The 17,864-nt window shown below is 58.4% G+C and carries 17 protein-coding genes; 6 read left to right on the top strand and 11 right to left on the bottom strand.

The features are described from left to right. Positions 1-22: 22 nt before the first annotated feature. From HB780_RS04315 to HB780_RS04295, 5 genes are read left to right on the top strand one after another with little or no spacing between them, the layout of a single operon-like run. A complete protein-coding gene (locus HB780_RS04315; RefSeq protein WP_183688819.1) occupies positions 23-1,354 on the top strand; it encodes an ABC transporter substrate-binding protein in 1,332 nt (443 codons plus the stop codon). Further along, complete coding sequence (locus HB780_RS04310; RefSeq protein ID WP_183688818.1) at positions 1,354-2,292, top strand: carbohydrate ABC transporter permease; 939 nt, start codon at positions 1,354-1,356, stop codon at positions 2,290-2,292. The genes HB780_RS04315 and HB780_RS04310 overlap by 1 nt, the downstream gene beginning before the upstream one ends. Further along, entirely contained in the window at positions 2,292-3,113 is an 822-nt protein-coding gene (locus tag HB780_RS04305; protein ID WP_047458914.1) for a carbohydrate ABC transporter permease, read from the top strand. The genes HB780_RS04310 and HB780_RS04305 overlap by 1 nt, the downstream gene beginning before the upstream one ends. Positions 3,114-3,138: 25 nt before the next feature. Further along, the gene (locus HB780_RS04300) at positions 3,139-4,197 is read left to right on the top strand and encodes an ABC transporter ATP-binding protein (RefSeq protein ID WP_183688817.1); all 1,059 of its coding nucleotides are present in this window, start codon (positions 3,139-3,141) and stop codon (positions 4,195-4,197) included. Beyond that, positions 4,197-5,147: a sugar kinase gene (locus tag HB780_RS04295; RefSeq protein WP_183688816.1), complete on the top strand. Its 951-nt coding sequence runs from the start codon at positions 4,197-4,199 to the stop codon at positions 5,145-5,147. The genes HB780_RS04300 and HB780_RS04295 overlap by 1 nt, the downstream gene beginning before the upstream one ends. On the opposite strand, the gene HB780_RS04290 is transcribed toward HB780_RS04295, so the two are convergent. The 9 genes from HB780_RS04290 to HB780_RS04250 all read right to left on the bottom strand — a co-directional run bounded on the left by HB780_RS04290 (position 5,144) and on the right by HB780_RS04250 (position 13,649). After that, positions 5,144-6,385 (bottom strand): Zn-dependent hydrolase, encoded by a 1,242-nt coding sequence (locus HB780_RS04290; RefSeq protein ID WP_183688815.1) that lies wholly within the window; start codon positions 6,383-6,385, stop codon positions 5,144-5,146. The two genes, HB780_RS04295 and HB780_RS04290, sit on opposite strands and share 4 nt — an antisense overlap. After that, positions 6,382-7,224, bottom strand: coding sequence for a BtpA/SgcQ family protein (locus HB780_RS04285; protein WP_183688814.1), 843 nt, complete (start codon positions 7,222-7,224; stop codon positions 6,382-6,384). The genes HB780_RS04290 and HB780_RS04285 overlap by 4 nt, the downstream gene beginning before the upstream one ends. Further along, a complete protein-coding gene (locus HB780_RS04280) occupies positions 7,221-8,126 on the bottom strand; it encodes a ribokinase (protein ID WP_183688813.1) in 906 nt (301 codons plus the stop codon). Before HB780_RS04280 ends, HB780_RS04285 begins: the two co-directional genes overlap by 4 nt. 6 nt (positions 8,127-8,132) lie before the next feature. Then, on the bottom strand, positions 8,133-8,903 hold the full coding sequence (locus HB780_RS04275; RefSeq protein WP_183688812.1) for a glutamine amidotransferase: 771 nt from the start codon (positions 8,901-8,903) through the stop codon (positions 8,133-8,135). Positions 8,904-8,936: 33 nt separating this feature from the next. Further along, a complete protein-coding gene (locus HB780_RS04270) occupies positions 8,937-10,022 on the bottom strand; it encodes a phosphotriesterase family protein (protein WP_183688811.1) in 1,086 nt (361 codons plus the stop codon). A gap of 3 nt (positions 10,023-10,025) precedes the next feature. Then, positions 10,026-11,051: an ABC transporter permease gene (locus HB780_RS04265; RefSeq protein ID WP_183688810.1), complete on the bottom strand. Its 1,026-nt coding sequence runs from the start codon at positions 11,049-11,051 to the stop codon at positions 10,026-10,028. After that, entirely contained in the window at positions 11,048-11,842 is a 795-nt protein-coding gene (locus HB780_RS04260) for an ATP-binding cassette domain-containing protein (RefSeq protein WP_183688809.1), read from the bottom strand. The genes HB780_RS04265 and HB780_RS04260 overlap by 4 nt, the downstream gene beginning before the upstream one ends. Before the next feature lie 88 nt (positions 11,843-11,930). Continuing rightward, entirely contained in the window at positions 11,931-12,872 is a 942-nt protein-coding gene (locus tag HB780_RS04255) for an ABC transporter substrate-binding protein (protein WP_183688808.1), read from the bottom strand. Positions 12,873-13,031: 159 nt separating this feature from the next. After that, positions 13,032-13,649, bottom strand: a complete 618-nt coding sequence (locus tag HB780_RS04250; RefSeq protein WP_183688807.1) for a cupin domain-containing protein — start codon at positions 13,647-13,649, stop codon at positions 13,032-13,034. 355 nt (positions 13,650-14,004) lie between these two features. Here HB780_RS04250 and HB780_RS04245 point away from each other — a divergent pair, with 355 nt between their 5' ends. Then, positions 14,005-14,988, top strand: coding sequence for a CatB-related O-acetyltransferase (locus tag HB780_RS04245; protein WP_286202966.1), 984 nt, complete (start codon positions 14,005-14,007; stop codon positions 14,986-14,988). Positions 14,989-15,059: 71 nt separating this feature from the next. On the opposite strand, the gene HB780_RS04240 is transcribed toward HB780_RS04245, so the two are convergent. Next, entirely contained in the window at positions 15,060-16,703 is a 1,644-nt protein-coding gene (locus tag HB780_RS04240; RefSeq protein WP_183688806.1) for a hypothetical protein, read from the bottom strand. 954 nt (positions 16,704-17,657) lie between these two features. Further along, positions 17,658-17,828, bottom strand: a complete 171-nt coding sequence (gene tnpB, locus HB780_RS04235; protein WP_183688805.1) for an IS66 family insertion sequence element accessory protein TnpB — start codon at positions 17,826-17,828, stop codon at positions 17,658-17,660. Positions 17,829-17,864 lie beyond the last annotated feature (36 nt).

Raw genomic sequence — 17,864 nt, 5'->3', positions numbered from 1 at the left:
CGGCCAAAGGAGGAGGAACAACATGTCATCGTCATTCATCAATCCCACACGCCGCCATTTCATGGCGGGCACCGCAGCCTTGGGGGCAGCGGGCCTTCTCGGCGTGCGTACCGCATCCGCAGCCGTCGATTGGAAGCGCTTTTCAGGGACCACGCTGGAGGTCAACCTGGTCAAGAGCCCGCGCAGCGAAATCATCCTCAAGAACCTTGCCGAATTCGAGGCGCTGACCGGCATCAAGGTGAATGCCGAAGCCACGCCGGAACAGCAACAGCGCCAGAAGACGACAATCGAGCTCAGCTCCGGAAAGCCGAGCTTCGACGTGGTGCATCTGAGCTATCACGTTCAGAAGCGGCAGTTCGAAAAGGGCGGCTGGCTCGCTGACATCAGCGGGTTCCTGAAAGATCCTTCCCTGACCGACCCATCGCTGACGGAGAGCGACTTTGCGGAAGCTGGATTGACCTTCGCCAAGGATTCCAACGGCGTTCTTCGTTCGCTGCCGTTCTCGGTCGATTATTGGATCGTCTATTGGAACAAGGCGCTCTTCGAGAAGAAGGGGCTCGCCTATCCGCAGACCTTTGACGACATGGCCAATGCCGCCGAAGCTCTGACCGATCCGTCGACCAAGACCTATGGCTTCGTCGCCCGCGGCCTGAAGAATGCCAATACGCCGGTGTGGACGACACTGATGCTGGGGCATGGCACGACGCCGCTTGGGCCCGATGGGAAATTGCGCACGACGTCCGACGACGCAATTGCGGCAGCCAAGCTCTATCAGCGGCTGATGACCAAGTCGGCACCTCCCGGCATCTCCGGTTTCAACTGGGCCGAATCCCAGTCCGCCTTCCTTCAAGGCAAGATCGGCATGTGGCTCGATGGCGTAGGCTTTGCGCCGCCCATTGAAAATCCTGAAAAATCCCGCGTCGTCGGCCAGGTCGGCTACGGTGTCATGCCAAAAGGCCCGAAAGCGCAAGCCGCCGCAACCACCGGCGACGGTATCGGCGTGGTGGCCGCCAGCAACAAGAAGGAAGCGGCATACCTCTTCTGCCAATGGGTCATATCCCATGACATGGGTGCTCGACTGTTGCAGGCCGGCGCAGGCGTGCCCTTCCGCCAATCCATTCTTGAAGATCAGAAGGTTCGGGCGGGCGTTACCATGCCAAGCGCCTGGCTCGATGCCGTGGTCGGCTCCGGCAAGGTGTCGCAGCTGGCATTGCCCGTCATCATTCCGGTCACCGAGTTCCGCGACATCTACGGCGTCGGTCTCACCAACATGATCGGCGGCGCCGATCCGGCGAGCGAACTGAAGAACGCAACCGCGCAGTTTGAGCCGGTGCTGGCACGAAGCGAGGGGTGATGGCGTCCGTGAGCATCGAAAATACCACGACGACCGACGTCAAGAAGAGGAGTAAGCCCAGAAGAGGGCTTGTTCCCAACTATTGGCCCTTCGTCATCCCGGCACTGGTGGTCATCGCCGCAGTCATCGTTTTTCCGTGGGTCTTCACCCTATGGATGAGCGTGAATAGCTGGACGCTCGGACAATCCCAGAGCTTCGCGGGCTTTGCCAACTACGCCCGTCTGGCGACCGACCTCCGCTTCTGGGAGGCGCTGTGGCATACGGTGTTCTATACCGGCCTCTCCGTCATCGCCCCGGTCTTCCTGGGCATGCTCGCTGCCTTGATATTCGATGCGCAATTCCCGTTGCGTGGCTTGCTGCGCGGAATTTTCGTCATGCCGATGATGGCGACGCCTGTGGCGATCGCACTCGTCTGGACGATGATGTTTCATCCGCAGCTCGGCGTGCTCAACTATCTCCTGTCCTTCATCGGCATCGGCCCGCAGGAATGGATCTATAACCAGATCAGTGTCATCCCGTCGCTGGTGCTGGTGGAAACATGGCAATGGACGCCGCTCGTCATGCTGATCGTGCTCGGCGGTCTCGCCGCCGTCCCGCGCGAACCTTATGAAAGCGCCGAGATTGACGGCGCCAATGTGTGGCAGAAGTTCCGCTATCTCACCCTGCCGATGATCGCGCCCTTCCTGATGATCGCCGTCATCATTCGCAGCATCGATGCGGTCAAGAGCTTCGACATCATCTATGCGATGACGCAGGGCGGGCCGGGAACGGCCTCCGAAACGATCAATATCTACCTCTATAACACCGCTTTTTCCTACTACGACATAGGCTACGGTTCGGCCATGGCGGTCGTCTTCTTCATCCTCATCGTCGCGCTCTCCTTCGTCCTCTTGATGGCGAGACAGCGCGCGAACTGGTCGGACACGGAGACACGATGATGAAACGCAAGACGCTCGACAAAATCGGTCTCTTCTTCGTGGCGCTGGTGATGATTTCGCCGGTGGTCCTGTTCTTCCTGTGGATGATCTCGCTTTCGCTGAAATACGAGATCGATAACGGCGCCTATCCGCCGATCTTCATTCCCGAACGGTTCGCCTGGTCGAACTACGTCAAGGTTTTCGAGGAGAATAATTTCTTCCTCTATTTCTGGAATTCCATTCTTGTGACCGGGGCCGCGACATTACTCGCCCTGCTGATCGGCGTTCCCGCCGGCTACGGCATCGCGCGGCTGAAGGCGGAGAAGTCGGCGGTCGTCATCATGATTGCCCGCATGACGCCCGGCCTCTCCTTCCTCATTCCGCTGTTCCTGCTCTTCCAATGGCTGAACCTTTTGGGCACGCTCTGGCCGCAGATCATTATCCATCTCGTCGTGACGGTCCCGATCGTCGTGTGGATCATGATCGGCTATTTCGAGACGACGCCGATGGAACTGGAAGAGGCCGCCAGCATCGACGGCGCGACGCCGTGGCAGGTCTTCCGGCTGGTGGCCCTGCCGATCGCCAAGCCGGGGATCGTCGTCGCCTTCATCCTCTCGGTCATCTTCTCCTGGAACAATTTCGTCTTCGGCATCGTGCTTGCCAGCCGCGAGACGCGCACCCTGCCGGTTGCCGTCTACAACATGCTGTCCTTCGAACAGGTGAGCTGGGGGCCGCTGGCGGCGGCAGCGCTGATCGTGACGCTGCCGGTGCTGGTTCTCACCATATTTGCCCAGAAACAGATCGTTGCCGGCCTGACCGCCGGCGCCGTCAAGGGCGGCTGAACTCCCTTTCGAACAGGATCCAATCATGGCACCCGTGAACATACAAAACATTCAGAAGCGCTTCGGCCAGGTCAAGGTCATCCATGATATCAGCGTCGATATCGCCGATGGCGAATTCGTGGTTCTCGTCGGCCCGTCGGGCTGCGGCAAATCCACCTTGCTGCGCATGATCGCCGGCCTGGAGGAGGTCAGCGACGGCGAGATCCGTATCGGCGCACGCGAGGTGAGCAATCTGCCCGCACGCGATCGTGACATCGCCATGGTCTTCCAAAACTATGCCCTCTATCCACATATGACCGTTGCCGAAAACCTCGGCTTCGCGCTGAAGCTGAGAAAAGCCAGCCCTTCGGAGATCTCAGCGAAAGTGGAGAAGGCGGCCGGCATTCTCGGTCTCGAGACGCTGCTCGACCGCTTTCCGCGCCAGCTCTCCGGCGGACAGCGCCAGCGTGTCGCGATGGGCCGCGCGCTGGTGCGCGATCCGCAGGTCTTCCTGTTCGACGAGCCGCTCTCCAACCTTGATGCCAAGCTTCGCGTCCAGATGCGCGCCGAGATCAAATCCATGCATCAGCGCGTCGGCACGACGACGATCTATGTAACGCATGACCAGGTCGAGGCGATGACGATGGCCGACAAGATCGTCGTGCTTCACGGTGGCCTGATCGAGCAGATCGGCGCCCCGCTCGACCTTTATGATCGACCCGCCAATCTCTTCGTTGCCGGCTTCATCGGCTCGCCATCGATGAACTTTATCGACGGGAAGATCGAAGAGGGCGTATTCCGCAGCGAAAAGGGACTTATCCTGCCTCTGCCGGAGGGATTGCCGATTTCGCAATATGGCGGGCAACCGCTGGTCTACGGCATCCGGCCGGAACATATCCGCGCGGCAACTGGCGGCATTTCGGGACGGGTCGAGATTGTCGAGGGCACTGGCTCGGAAATTTACGCCAAGCTCGATTGCAGCGGCCAGGAAATATCCTGCCTCTTCCGCGAACGGCTCGACATCCGCTTCGGCGACACGGTCGGTATCGCGATCGATGCAAGCAGTGTGCATCTGTTCGACAAGGTAAGCGGCAAGCGGCTCTGATGTCTTCTTCGATTTTCGATCCGCCGGCAGGCGCGCCAAGACACGTCCTCTGCGTCGGTGCCGCCGTTCTCGACACGCTGTTTCGCGTCCACACACTGCCGTCAGGCCAGGGAAAAGTCCTGCCCTACGAGATGCTGCAGATCGCTGAGGGTATGGCCTCAAGTGCTGCCTTTGCTGTCGCCCGCCTTGGCGGTAAGGCAAGCCTGTGGGGCGCAGTGGGAGACGACGAGACCGGCGAGCGGATTGTCCGCGACCTCGGAGAAGCCGGTATCGTCACCGATGGCATGCTGCGCGTTCAGGGCGCGCGCTCGGCGCTCTCGACGATCCTGGTCGATGACGACGGCGAACGGCTGATCGTGCCCTTTTACGATCCCAAACTGCATGAGACGGTGAAAGCGGTAACTGCGGACGATATCGCGAGCGTTGACGCCGTGCTGGTCGATGTCCGCTGGCCGGCGCTTGCACTGAAGGTCCTGCAAGCGGCAAGGAATGCCGGCAAGCCCGCCATTCTCGACGGCGATGTCGCGCCCGACGGCATTGTCGAACGACTGGCGCCCGCGGCGAGCCATATCGTGTTTTCAGAGCCGGCGGCACAGCGGCTCACAGGCACCACCGATGTCGCGGAGATGGTCCTGCGTCTGAAACAAAGGTTTAGCCATGCCTTCATCAGCGTGACCGCCGGTGCTGCCGGCAGCTACTGGTTCGACGATGAGGGTAGCCAGGTCGAGCACTGGCCTGCCCTCGCCATCAAGGCCGTCGATACGCTTGCGGCCGGCGATATCTTCCACGGTGCCTTCGCCCTTGCCATCGCGGAGGGCAAGGCGCCGAAGGACGCGATCCGCCTTTCCTCTGTCGCCGCCGCGCTCAAATGCGAAGTGTTCGGCGGTCGTTCAGGCGCACCGACACGATCGCAGGTTATTGCTCGAGCAGGTCATCAGTCGAACGGCTAGCTGACGCTTTCCATGGTGGCCTCCAGTAGCAGCCGGGCGCCATTGATGACGTCTACCGGCTCGACATATTCGGCCTCATTGTGACTGATGCCGTCGCGACAAGGCACGAAGATCATCGCCGCGGGCACCACCCGGGCGACGAAAAGGGCATCGTGGAACGCACCAGAAATCATGCGCTTATAGGGTAATTCAAGCGCCCGGGCCGCCGCCTCGATCCGGTCCGTCATGACCTTTGAGAACGAGCCGGGCGGCATGTCAAAGGATGTTGATATCTCGACGCTGCATCGCTGTGACAGCGCCGCCTCTTCGCAGGCTGCGCGAACCCTTGCTTCGATGGCCGTCAAGCTTGCCGCATCCGGATGCCGGATATCGACGGTAAAGGTCACCCGATCCGGAATGGCATTGATCGAACCCGGATGGACTGAAAACCGTCCGACCGTCAGCCGTGCATCTTCGTCCTGCGGCATAACCGAGATTTGCAACTGGTTCAGCGCCGCAGTTGCCGCCACCATCGGATCGCGCCGATAGGCAAGCGAGGTCGTGCCGGCATGGCCAGCACTTCCCGAGAACGTCACGGTCAGCCATCGCGTGCCCTGAACGGCGGTGACGACGCCGGCGGCCAGACCTTCGCGCTCAAGTGAAGGCCCCTGCTCGATATGCAGTTCGAGATAGGCGGAGATAAGCGTGCCGAGCGGGCGCATCTCGGCCTCCGGTAAGGCCGCGAGCGTCGCTGCCAGTTCTTCCCGGAAATTTGCGCCATCGCTTGCGATCACGGACTGAAAATCATCAGGATGCGCCGCGCCGACAAAGGCCATCGACCCCATGACACCGGGCGCAAAGCGGCTGCCCTCTTCATTCGTCCAGGCAACGACTTCGATGGCGGCCTCCGTCTCATGGCCCGCATCCTCCAAAGCCTCCAGCACCTCGAAAGCGGCAAGCGTGCCAAGCGCGCCATCGAAGCGCCCGCCTGTCGGTTGACTGTCGAGATGGCTGCCGATCAGCATCGGTGGCAGCGCCGCATTGCGGCCCTCGCGGCGGATGAAGAGATTGGCGATCGCATCCTGAAAGATCTTGAAGCCGCGTGCTGTCGCAAGATCGGCGAGAAGACGCCGCGCAGCCCGGTCTTCATTGCTCAAAGCCTGCCGGTTGACTCCACCGGCATTTGTCTTGCCGATTTCTGCGAACTCGCTCAACCGGCGAAGCAAGCGCTCGCCGTTGACCTTAGGCCTGCCTTTCATCGGCGCAATCCGGCGATGAAGGCCTCGACCCTTTTCAGATCGACGGCATTCCACCAGACACCATCATGTTTGAGCGAGCTTGCAACGATGACGCCATCGACGATGTCGAGAATGTCATTGGCATTCTCCGGCGTGACACCACTTCCGACAAGCGTCGGCAAGCCCGCCGCTTCCTTGATCATGCGGATATAGCCGAGATCGGCGGCATGGCCGGTGCGCTGGCCGGTTGCAATCACGGCGTCGGCATCGAAGAAGACCAGGTCCTTCACCTGTTCTTCGACTGGCCTATCGGCAACGATGGCATGCGCCCCGTGCTTCACATGCGCATCGGCGAAAATCTTGATGCCGTTCGCCCGCAGTCTGGCGCGAAAGCGCATCGCGCGCGCTGCCTCGCCTTCGATGAAACCTTCATTGGCGACATAGGCATTGGCCCATTGATTGACCCGCACGAAGCCCGCGCCCGATGCACTGGCGATGGACAAGGCAGGAATAGCGGCATTGGCCAGCACGTTAATGCCGATCGGGCGACCGAGCTCACGGCGGATGCGATCGGACACGACCGACATATAGGCTGCGGTCTCCGGCCCGATATCGTCGGGCTTCGAGAAAGGGATATCGCCGTGATTTTCGACGATGACGCTGTCGCAGCCGCCATGCAGATAGGCTTTGGCGTCGTCGAGGCCGCGTTGATAGATCGCTTCCACCGCCTCGCCGTCATAGCGCGGCGCGCCGGGCAAAGGTGCCAGATGGACGACGCCGATCACGACCTTCGTCCGGCCGAAGAGCGAGGTAAGTGCATCGCCAGCTGCTTGACCGACAGGCTTCTGGGAGGGTGTCATAGGCTTTCCGCCTCCATTATGTTCATAAGTTTCAACAGCTTCGCCCGGCTCGGGCAGGCTTCCAAGGTTCCGGGGCGGCCAACCGCCAGAGCGGCAGCGGCGACCGCCAGCCGCGCCGATTGCGCGAGCGTCCACCCCTTCATCAGGCATCCGGCGAGACACCCGCAAAAGACGTCGCCGGCACCGCTGGTATCGACCGCGGCCATCTTGATCGCGGGGATCAGATCGACGGTGTCGCCTTCCAGAAGCAGACATCCTTCGGCACCCAGCGTGACGATCGCAGCCTTTGCGCCGCGCCGAAGAAGATCTCGCGCAGCCCGCTCGGGATCAGGGTCACCGGTGATCTCGAATGCCTCACCCTGATTGACGACGACGATATCGACCGCCGTGAGATCAGGCACTTCACCCGACAAGGGGCTCGGATTGAGGATGGTCGTCGCGCCCGTAACCTTCGCAGCCCGAAGGCACGCATCGGTGACCGTTGCCCTGAGATTACCCTGCATGACCAAACTATCGCCGCTGGTGAGCAACGCAGCAAAACCGGTCTCCCGCAAGGGGTCGAAATCAGCGGCGCAGGCAACGCCGCTGACGATTAGGTTTTCGCCATCCCGGTTGACGACGATCGTCGACCTGTCGCTCGGCAAGGGCTTTTCCGACAACCCGCCCAGATCAAACTCGCCTTTCAACCGCTCCCTGATGAAAGCGGCGGCGAGATCGGTTCCGAGTGCTGCAAAAAACCGGACATCAGCACCGGTCCTTGCGGCCGCAACGGCCTGGTTCACGCCCTTGCCACCGACACCGTCCGAATGATCTCTCGCATTGAGCGTCTCACCTGGCAGCGGAAAGCGATCGACCCGAAACGTGGTATCGATACAGACATTGCCGACGACATGGACCGGCATGGCGCATCAATCCTTGGCGGTGGCGAAGGCGAGCATTTGTTCAAACAGCGTCTTATAGCCACTCCAGGCAATGAAGCCTTGCGGCAGCCAGTGCGGCCCGACGTCCGATGTCCAGGCAATCGTGCGCCCCTTGCCATAGCGCCCCGTGACCAGCAGCGGCAGGGAGCCGTAATCGGAGGAAACAGTCGCCAGGACTTCCGCGTCGTCCTTGACGACAACCTCGTTGAAACCGAGCAGAATCGGCCAGTCCTTGCCGAGCCCTGCCAAGATCGGATGGCTCTCGTCGCCCGTAACGACGGGCGTAAACCCTTCCGGCACCTCGACCCGGTCATCGACGGGAAGGCATTCTACCGGCAGGACATCCTCGACCGGCGTCTTGCGGTAACGCGCACCGCCATTGATGCCCTGGAAGCTGTAGTAGCCACCGAACATCAACAGGCCGCCGCCACCCCGTACATAGTCGCGCAGCAGACGCAGGCGGTTCGGCGTCGTCTTGGAATGGATCCAGGTATCGGGATGCAGCAGCAGCGTGTTCGCGCCGATATCCGACAGGACAACCGCATCATAGGCGGACAGCGCCTCGATAGTCTGCGGGAAATCGCGCTGCGCCTCATGCGCCGGCATGAAGGTGACGTCGAAGTCGCTGTTCTTCAGTGCGGCCAGCAGTTCGTCGGCGCCGGTGTGATAAGTCACGGTTGGAAACTGATCGAAACCCTTGATGTGGGTTGCCGTGGATACCCAGGATTCCCCGGCGAGAAGGATCTTCTTCTTGGACATGTATGCTCCTTGCAATGCAGATTTCTTGGCCGGTCAAGCGGCGGAAAAAACGGATTTCGGATTGTCGGTGAGCATGCGGTCGATGGCCGCCTGCTCGACACCATGGCGCAGCAGCCGTGGCACGAAATGCTTGAGGATGTAGCCGTAGCCAAAGCCGCCATAGCGCGTCAGCATGATCTTCAGGAACACGTCCTGCGACAACAGCAACCGGTCGACAAAGCCCATATCGACCAACGACCGGATGGCACGGGCATTTTCCTCGTCCGACGGTGATTGCGCGTCCTGATCGGCATAATAATAATCCATGCCGATCATGTCGTATTCAAGAAACGCGCCGCGCTCGGCCAGGCTCTTCTGATAGGCGAGGTCGTTGTGGCTCGGGTTCATGTGGCAAAGGACGGTGTGCCTGAGATCGGCCCCCTCCTCCTCGACGACATCGAGCACCTTATGCGCCAACCTCTCCCAGCCGGGAAGATGGATCGTAAGCGGCAAGCGGGTGATACGAGAAGCACGGGCAGAGGCGCGGAGTGACTTCAGCTCCTCGGCAGTAAAATCCTTGCTGACACCGACCTCGCCGATGATACCGGCCATGATATCGGGCTGTTCGGCGCCGCCGCCAACATCATTGACGATGAACTCCGTGACGGCGTCGAGGTCCATACCCTTCAACCATTCCGGATGGGTATGTTCCAGATAGAACCCCGTGCCCATGATGATCTTCATGCCGGACATGCGTGAGATGCGCGCGAGCTTTTCCGGGTCGCGCCCGATGCCGATATTGGTCGCTTCTATGACCGTATGGCCGCCGAGCGCCTGGAATTTCTTCAGCTCGGCCAGCGCCAGATCACTATCGTCCAGCGAGACATTGTCGCGGTTCATATAGGGATTCATCCGCAACTCGCCGACGATCTCGATATTGACCTTCTGCTCGGCAATCAGCCTTTCATCAGGATGGCAGGGGCATTTCCAGGTCCGCGCACCGTCAAGCAGGATATGCTCGTGCATGAGCGTGATGCCGAGATCGTCGACCGAGACCGGCCCCAGAACCGTCATGGCGGTACCGGATGCAATGCCGATCGGCGCCCGCTCCGGCGGTGAAGTTTCAAACAAATGATCCATGCTTCATCGGCTCCTGACGGCACCCTTGAAGATCCGGAAGTTCAGCCAGATCGCAATCAGGATGATGGCACCGGTAACGATCGGCGTGAGAAACGGCGACATATGCGCAAGGATCAGCCCGTTGGCGATGACGGCGACAGTCAGCGCGCCAAGAACCGTGCCCAGGATCGTGCCACGCCCGCCGAACAGGCTCGTGCCACCGAGAACCACCGCAGCGATGACGTCGAGCTCGAAACCCTGTCCGGAGTTGGAGGATCCCGAGCCGAGCCGGGCTGCGAGAATGATGCCCGCAAGGGCCGCCGCCGTACCGGACAGCATATAGACGCAGAGGGGGACGAAGCGGGTGTTGACGCCGGCGCGGCGCACCGCCTCGGCATTGGCACCGACGCCGGTCACATAACGGCCGAACGGCGTCTGATTGAACACGATATAGGCGAGAACCAAGACAAGGAGCGCGATCAACGCCGGAACAGGCACGCCTAGAAACCAGGCCCTGCCAATTGCCGTAAACGGGCTCTCCGCGTCCACGGGGATGGAATAGCCGGCAGTGATCAGCAATGCCAGACCGCGCACGACCGAGAGCCCCGCAAGCGTAACGATAAATGCCGGAATGCGCTCATAAGCGATGAAGAAGCCCTGCAAGGCACCAACGGCTGCGCCGAGAAGCAGCATCAGCACGACGACAAGCGGCCAGGCGATGCCCGCCTGCAGCGCCGCCGCAGAAAGAGTGGCGGCCAAGGCAAGCACCGACCCAACGGAAAGGTCTATTCCGCCCGTGGTGATGACGAATGTCATGGCGGCGGCAACGATCAGCAATGGTGCCGACTGTCGAACGACATTCAACAGATTGGGCGTCGTCAGGAAGGCGCTGGTATAGATGGAAAAGAACACGCAGACGACAAGGAAGAACAGGGCGATCGAAATGATGCTGCCATTGCTCATGACCTTGTCGCGCCATCTGCTTTTATGGATGCGCGAGTGCGGTGCCGCCGCAACGGGCGCATGTGCCGTAGAAGAGGACGTCGTCATGCCTGAGCTCCCTGGTCTTTGCGATGGCCGGCCGAGCGTGCCTGGAATTTGCGGCCGACGATCAGATTGACGACCTCCTCGATGCTGGTGTCTTCAATCCTGCGTTCTGCGACATTGCGCCCTTCGTACATGACCTGGATGCGGTCGCAGACAAGGAATAGATCCTGGAGGCGATGGGTAATGAGAATGACGCTGACGCCACGGGCACTGACCGTCTTGATGAGATCGAGCACCGCCTCGACTTCTGCGACGGCAAGCGCCGCCGTCGGCTCGTCCATGATCAGCACGGAGGGATTGAACGAGGCCGCCCGCCCGATCGCGATCGATTGACGCTGGCCTCCAGACAAGTTTTCCACCTTCAGCCGCGTATCGGCAATGACGATGCCGAGCCGGTCGAGCATGTCACGCGCCTCGTCATGCATCTTCCTGTTGTCGAGAAACGGAAGGCCGAGCAGGCGGCGCCGGGGCTCGCGACCGAGAAAGATATTACCGGCCACATCGACGCTGTCGCAGAGCGAGAGGTCCTGGTAGACCATTTCGATACGAGCTGCGCGTGAATCCGCGGGAGATGCAAAGCTTACGGTCTTTCCATCGATTTCGATGGATCCGGAATCGGGAATGACCGCTCCGGAGAGGACCTTGCTCAAGGTCGACTTACCGGCACCATTATCACCGACGAGGCCGAGAACTTCACCGGGCTTCAAGGTCAGCGATACATTATCGAGTGTCTGGATCGTCTGGTAGCGTTTGGAGATACCGGTCATCTTGACGCGGTAGATGTCGTCGTTCATGGCGTTTCCACCTGAGAAAAAGTCTCTGCTATGCGGATGTGGCGAAAACCGTGGCCGCTCAATGGCCACGGTCGCACATTCGGGCTGCTTACTTGAACATGTCCTTGAACTTATCGACATTGTCCTTGGTGACGATGGTCACCGGAACATTGATGATCTTGTCGATCGTCCCACCCTTTTTGACCTTGTCAAGCGCTTCGACGGCAGCCTTGCCTTCGCCGGCCGGATCCTGTTGGATGACAGCGGTGACCCAGCCCTGCTCGATGCCTTCGATCGCCTGCTTGGTCAGATCCCAGCCGAATACCTTGATGTCGCCGGTCCGGCCCTGGCTTGTGACGGCCGAAACCGCGCCAAGAAGTGCCGGCTCGCCGGTCGCATAGAGCGTCGTCATGTCGGGATTGGCCGTCATCAGGTTTTCGGCGGCGCTGAGCGCCACGTCCTGGACGTTCTGGCCGTCGACCGTGTCGAGAAAGATCACCTTCTCGCCGCTGTCTGCGACTGCCTTCTTGAAGCCGTCGAGACGCTGGTTTTGGATGAAAGAATTGAGCGCGCCGACGACGCCGATCTTGGCCGAGCCGCTCATCTTGCTCTTGACGTAATCGGCGTAAAACTTGCCGATGTCGCCACCAGCCTTGGTGTTGTCGACACCGACGAAGGCGATGTTATCGCCATCTGGGATCTGCGCATCGATGGCGATGACCGGGATGCCGGCCTTCTTGGCCGCCGTGATCGCCGGCTTCACGCCGTTGACGTCGATAGCGACCAGAATAATGCCGTCGACCTTCTGGGTGATGTAATTCTCGATGGCGTCGTTCTGCGCGCTGGGCACGTTATTGGCGTTGAAAATGACGAGATCGGCTCCGACAGCCTTGGCTGCGGCCTTCGCCCCGTCATTGATCTGATTGAAGAAGAGGGCTTGCTGGTTGATGGTCACCAGCGCGAAGGTTTCGGCGGAAGCGGATGCAGAGCCGAAAGCAAGCGTCAAAGCTGCGGCTGCAGCGCAACCGGCTGCATATCTAGAAAGGCGCATATGTGTTCCCCTTGCGGAAAGGCCCGTGACCGGGCTCATTGGCATTATCAGCGGGGGCATAATTCAAGAGACTTGAATGATTGTCAAGTCTCTTGAATTTGACTTCGTGTAGCGCATGCCGGAAAGGCGTAGAGGCTCCGCATCTATCCTATCGGACGATCAGAATGTCGCCGGCGTATTGACCCAAAATATGCTGGCGCGCGTCGTTCCGACGTTTCTGTACCAATGTGGCAGTTCGGACCTGAACACGAAGGAATCGCCGATCGAAAGCTTGAAGGTCTTCTCACCGACCATCAGTTCGATCGAGCCCGCAAGCAGATAGCCGACTTCCTCGCCGGCATGCTGAATCGGCCCGGCACTCTCCCCGCCCGGTTCGATGTGGTGAATGTTGCACTGAAGCAGATGACCTGGCGAATAAGGGATAATGCGCTCAAGCGAGATGCCCTCGCCGCGCCGCAGAGGATCAAGCCCGATCAACGGGCGCGTTCCAGCGCGAAAGACGATCCCCTCCTCGCCATCCGCCTCTTCGAACATCCAGCCGATATTCGTGCCCAGCACCTCCACCAGCCGATGCAGCATCGGCAACGAGGGCGACGCCTTGCCGTTTTCAATCTTCGAAAGCAAACTCTCCGAACAGTCCGCAGCCGTCGCCAGCGCCTTCAACGTCATCCCAAGCGTCTGCCTGGCAAGCCGCAACCGCGTGCCGAGGCGACCATGATTAGTGGCTAAAGGACGATCATCGGTGCCTGGCTGGCTTGGCTGGATGTCGATTTTCATTGGGGTGTTTGTATGTCCGAGATGATTGTGGTCGGGCGGGAGAGTACCGGAAAGTAAGCTGGGGTGTCTAGAATGGGGGTTGACGTGACGTATGCCGTGAATTTTTAAGGGGTGGAACAGTGGCCCAAGCGCACTAACACAGCACTCTACGCAATGTGTGAGAGGGAAATTGGTAACCAGACAGCAGCAAGTAGGAACAACGCTTCTCATACCCGCATTGAGATTAACTTCAACTTCAATTGGTATAGGAGGCATCATCAACGCTCTTGTGGCTTTAAGTCATAGCGGACATATAATCTCCGATAAACTACCCTAGAGCCTAGGTGATTTCATTCAGACGCAATGAAGTGTCTTTGTGGAGATTTTTCGTTGCTCTGGCGGCGGTCTTGCATTGCTGGCATTTTGGGAATCCGAAATTGCGAAAGCAAGACAGAGGTTCCGCACTCAACGTGGCGCGATCCCGGAGGAATATATGGAAGACCTTAGTAAAGAGCAGATTAGCGATTACATCTGGACTTACTCACATGTTGCGGGAAACGTCTACGCGGAAAATCTGAAGCTGATGCCAGACGGAAATATATATGGCTATCAAAGTATTAACCTGTCTGCCTGGGGCTGTGAGAATGCTGAAATTCGATTGTACGATAGCGAGGGCACACTAACCGCGCGCCTAAACCGAAATGTAGAGCCGGAAGTCGTCTTTGAAGGCACATTCATTCCACGACCCAGTATCCGATTGCGCTTTCAAGCAAAAGGAACCGGACCGATAATCGCAATTCGGCCTGGTACGAGCCAACATTTTGCGAGGCAAATTGAACACTTTAGCTGGTCAATCGGCGATCACACCTATGGCGAACCCACCGTGCTTGAGCAAGGTTATGCCCCGCTGGAGATCGGTAGGTTCACTTCGATCGGTCCCGACGTGACGATTATTCTGGCGAACCATTCCTACAATTCGGCCACCACCTACCCCTTTGCCTACTTATCCCCCTATTGGCCAGGGGCGCCACGAGACGCTGAAGATCATACCGCGAAAGGAGCCGTGGTGATCGGTAGTGACGTCTGGATTGGCACCCGATCAATAATCTTATCTGGAGTAACAATTGGTGACGGCGCTATCATCGCAGCCGGATCGGTCGTCACTCGGGATGTGCCTCCCTATGAGATCCACGGCGGAAACCCCGCGAAAATAATCAAACGGCGACATCCCCAGGATATCGCCGCCGCTCTTCAGAAGATCGCCTGGTGGAACTGGACCGATGAAAAAATCGACAGGTTCCTACCGTTAATCCTGAACAACGATGTCCACAAATTCATCTCCCAAGCTCGACTGGCCTGAAATTTTCCTGTGAGCCGGCGGTTTGGCCGAGACTGAAGCACCCTTCCGACATTCAGCATCGGGTTTTGGCATCATTTCGGAGTGAATATCACTCTCGTCATCTGCGGCGATGCATCCACAATGCCACCGGCCCCAGCCTTCATTTCAACGCGAATACGGCTTCCGATAGCAACAGGCAGAACATTGGTTTCAGCGCTCACACTCACCTCGTCGCCGAACGTGGAGCCAAACGCGACTTCCTTGAAGCCGCCACCGCCGTCGACCATGATCCTCAGGTCACAGCCGCCTTGCTGCGAGCCCTTGAGATGAACGCGGCTCTCGATATCGACCTCGGTCACGCCGGCCGGGACAGTGAATTCTCCTGGCTGATCGGACGGTTTGAAATCGATCCCTAAACCTGCGGCGTTCTGATCAGGCACGAACGGCACGACTTGCCACTTGCCGGCGCCGGCTTGTGTCTGTCCATCGACAGAGCCGATCGTGGAAAGCTCGGTGTCGAAAGCCTCCCAGGTGATCCGCTTGTGCAAAGGGCTATTGGTGAAGCGGTACATCTGCGAAACGGTCGATTTGCCCTTCAAGTCCCGCTCTGGGCGGTTCTTCGAGATCACGATATCCTCAGCTCCATTGACCCCATTGTCGGCGATATCGAGGAAGATCGTCCTTTCGCTCGCGAGATTGTCTGAGATGTTGCCGTTGCGGATCGAACCAACCGCCTTAATCGCGGTCTTGGTCACTTTCGCTTTATCCGTGCCGCTATAGAATTTGTTGCGGGCGATGGTTGCTGAAGGGCACGTATCGAGAAAAATGTCGGTCTGTTCTGCGTCAGCTTTTATATCATTCCGGCCATAGATCAGGTTGTCGACAACATTGACCTGGCTATAGCCCTTGACGTGGATGGCCTCATAGCAAGCGTTTATGTGGCTCAACGCCACTTCGATGTACGGCAGGCCAACTGGCTTCGCCTCGAAGAAGACGCCATGCCCAACGCGTACCATATAACAGCCGTGGACCTTGAACCCTTCCAAGCTGGTCGCGCCGTCTGACCGGCACGCGTAGGCAAGATTGTACATATGAGTATCGGTCATCACGACATCGTTCGACGATGCCAACACCAGCCCGTCACCTTGCGGATCTGTGTCCGAGAGGCCATTGAACCAGCACCCAATGATCTGTCCAGTCCCTTTGTTCCGGATCTCAAGTCCGCGAGCGAAGAAATTCTTATCACCTAGAGAATTAGAGCCAAACCCGACATCGTCGATGGCGAATCCTTTCCCGACGACAGCCTTTGCCCATTCCAGCTTGAGAGCGGTCCCCTGGTTCTCCCGCTGCGGCAGGAACGATATCCCCTTGAAGGAATACTGAGAGCCAGGCGCGCCGTTCAGCGAGATCCCAACGCCATCACACCGAATAACGGTAGAGGCCATTCCCTCGCCCGATATAGCGACCCGGACGATATCCTGAGATAAGACATCTATGGGTGCGTCGAGGTCGTGGGGCGCTCCTCCCGGCAATTGGATGTTGATCCCCGATCCAGCCGCTTCCCTAACGGCATTTTCAAGCTTGGCTCTGAATGACTGCCCCTGAAAATCCAGCACCGACCAGCTTGTTTTCTGGTCGGTGCGAACGGGAGGGGCTCCCAATGAGTTATCTTGGCCAAAGGCCCGCGATGCCACCACCGAGAGCGCTAAGCCCTGAACGAACATTCTCCGCTTCATCGCCACTATCCTTATGCGGCCAAACCAAAGGTCAGGTTATGCATCTAGGGCAACTTATCGGAAATTATATGTCCCTCACCGATTGAGCATCATTAGGAAAAATTCAGAAAACTATTTCGACCGCCGCGAGCTTCTGGACAAACCAAACTCAACTACCCATAACAGGCGATCATGTCTTGTGGGGAGGGCAGGCCCTGAACGAAAACTCTACGTTTCATTGAAACCACCCTTGTGCGACTTGCCGAAGGTTAAGCATGTAGGGCAGCTTATCGGGAAGCACATCTTGGCCATCACTACTATTTCAATGCTGGGTTATCAAAGGGTATTCGGAATGTGAGTGAGCTGATTGTACAGCGCCATGACCAGCTCTTCTTACAATACGGTTGGTGCCAAACGGCAGGCATCCGTAACCCCTAGGCAATTTCTTGCCATCAACCTCAGCGCACCTTTCAACCAGATACCAATTTCTAAGAAGTACTTAAAAAACTTTCTCCAAATAACTCCGCAATACCTATTCTCATCCTCGACGCGATTTAAATATTCACACATCACAACCAACGGAACTATTATAACAATTGAATATTAATGGACATTGGAAATCTCTTTTGCATGATGTAAACTCAACCTGGCGCGCGTTCGTAAGCAATTACGAATTGATACTACGGCAATTAATGGTGGCGATTTTTATGCCTAAGATATTTATAAGGTTGGAAGTGACGGGCGACGACCGCTTGTCGGATGGAACCGTGGCGAACGACCTTCTCCTCGCGATCCTTCAAAGAGGCAGAGTCGATTCCAAGGAATATCGGAAAAGCGGCCTCATGCAGTTACTAGAGGTATCTTTGGAAATTCCACCCTTACAAGGATCTTCTGAAAGTGCCTCCCTAGAAAAGAACTCGGGAAGACCGGATCCCGCCGCGTCGACTATCCGAATGCAATCTTAGATCAATACTTTCAGACGATGGATGCCGTTGTAGCCCACCATAGAAGCTTGATCCGATCGGAGCGTTTGCCGCGGACGTCGAAGATCGCGCCAGACTCAGGCGCCTCCTTTATCACCGCTTCGACCAGCGCCGACAGACCATCAATCCCACGCCGCATATTGGTTTGATCTAAATCCTTCAAACTGTGACCTGCCACTGAAATTTCATCCGGCTGCGA

It is taken from the genome of Rhizobium lusitanum, from assembly GCF_014189535.1.
Taxonomy (GTDB): Bacteria; Pseudomonadota; Alphaproteobacteria; order Rhizobiales; family Rhizobiaceae; genus Rhizobium; species Rhizobium lusitanum_C.
The sequence above is the reverse complement of the archived record's forward strand: the minus strand, read 5'-3'. Positions and strand labels throughout refer to the sequence as shown.

Bases quoted from the DNA above. Each gene is read 5' to 3' on its own strand.
- HB780_RS04295 (WP_183688816.1), top strand. From the start codon at position 4,197: ATGTCTTCTTCGATTTTCGATCCGCCGGCAGGCGCGCCAAGACACGTC.
- HB780_RS04290 (WP_183688815.1), bottom strand. From the start codon at position 6,385: ATGAAAGGCAGGCCTAAGGTCAACGGCGAGCGCTTGCTTCGCCGGTTG.
- HB780_RS04270 (WP_183688811.1), bottom strand. From the start codon at position 10,022: ATGGATCATTTGTTTGAAACTTCACCGCCGGAGCGGGCGCCGATCGGC.
- HB780_RS04300 (WP_183688817.1), top strand. From the start codon at position 3,139: ATGGCACCCGTGAACATACAAAACATTCAGAAGCGCTTCGGCCAGGTC.
- HB780_RS04250 (WP_183688807.1), bottom strand. From the start codon at position 13,649: ATGAAAATCGACATCCAGCCAAGCCAGCCAGGCACCGATGATCGTCCT.
- HB780_RS04240 (WP_183688806.1), bottom strand. From the start codon at position 16,703: ATGAAGCGGAGAATGTTCGTTCAGGGCTTAGCGCTCTCGGTGGTGGCA.
- HB780_RS04260 (WP_183688809.1), bottom strand. From the start codon at position 11,842: ATGAACGACGACATCTACCGCGTCAAGATGACCGGTATCTCCAAACGC.
- HB780_RS04305 (WP_047458914.1), top strand. From the start codon at position 2,292: ATGAAACGCAAGACGCTCGACAAAATCGGTCTCTTCTTCGTGGCGCTG.
- HB780_RS04255 (WP_183688808.1), bottom strand. From the start codon at position 12,872: ATGCGCCTTTCTAGATATGCAGCCGGTTGCGCTGCAGCCGCAGCTTTG.
- HB780_RS04280 (WP_183688813.1), bottom strand. From the start codon at position 8,126: ATGCCGGTCCATGTCGTCGGCAATGTCTGTATCGATACCACGTTTCGG.
- HB780_RS04310 (WP_183688818.1), top strand. From the start codon at position 1,354: ATGGCGTCCGTGAGCATCGAAAATACCACGACGACCGACGTCAAGAAG.
- HB780_RS04265 (WP_183688810.1), bottom strand. From the start codon at position 11,051: ATGACGACGTCCTCTTCTACGGCACATGCGCCCGTTGCGGCGGCACCG.
- HB780_RS04275 (WP_183688812.1), bottom strand. From the start codon at position 8,903: ATGTCCAAGAAGAAGATCCTTCTCGCCGGGGAATCCTGGGTATCCACG.
- HB780_RS04315 (WP_183688819.1), top strand. From the start codon at position 23: ATGTCATCGTCATTCATCAATCCCACACGCCGCCATTTCATGGCGGGC.
- HB780_RS04285 (WP_183688814.1), bottom strand. From the start codon at position 7,224: ATGACACCCTCCCAGAAGCCTGTCGGTCAAGCAGCTGGCGATGCACTT.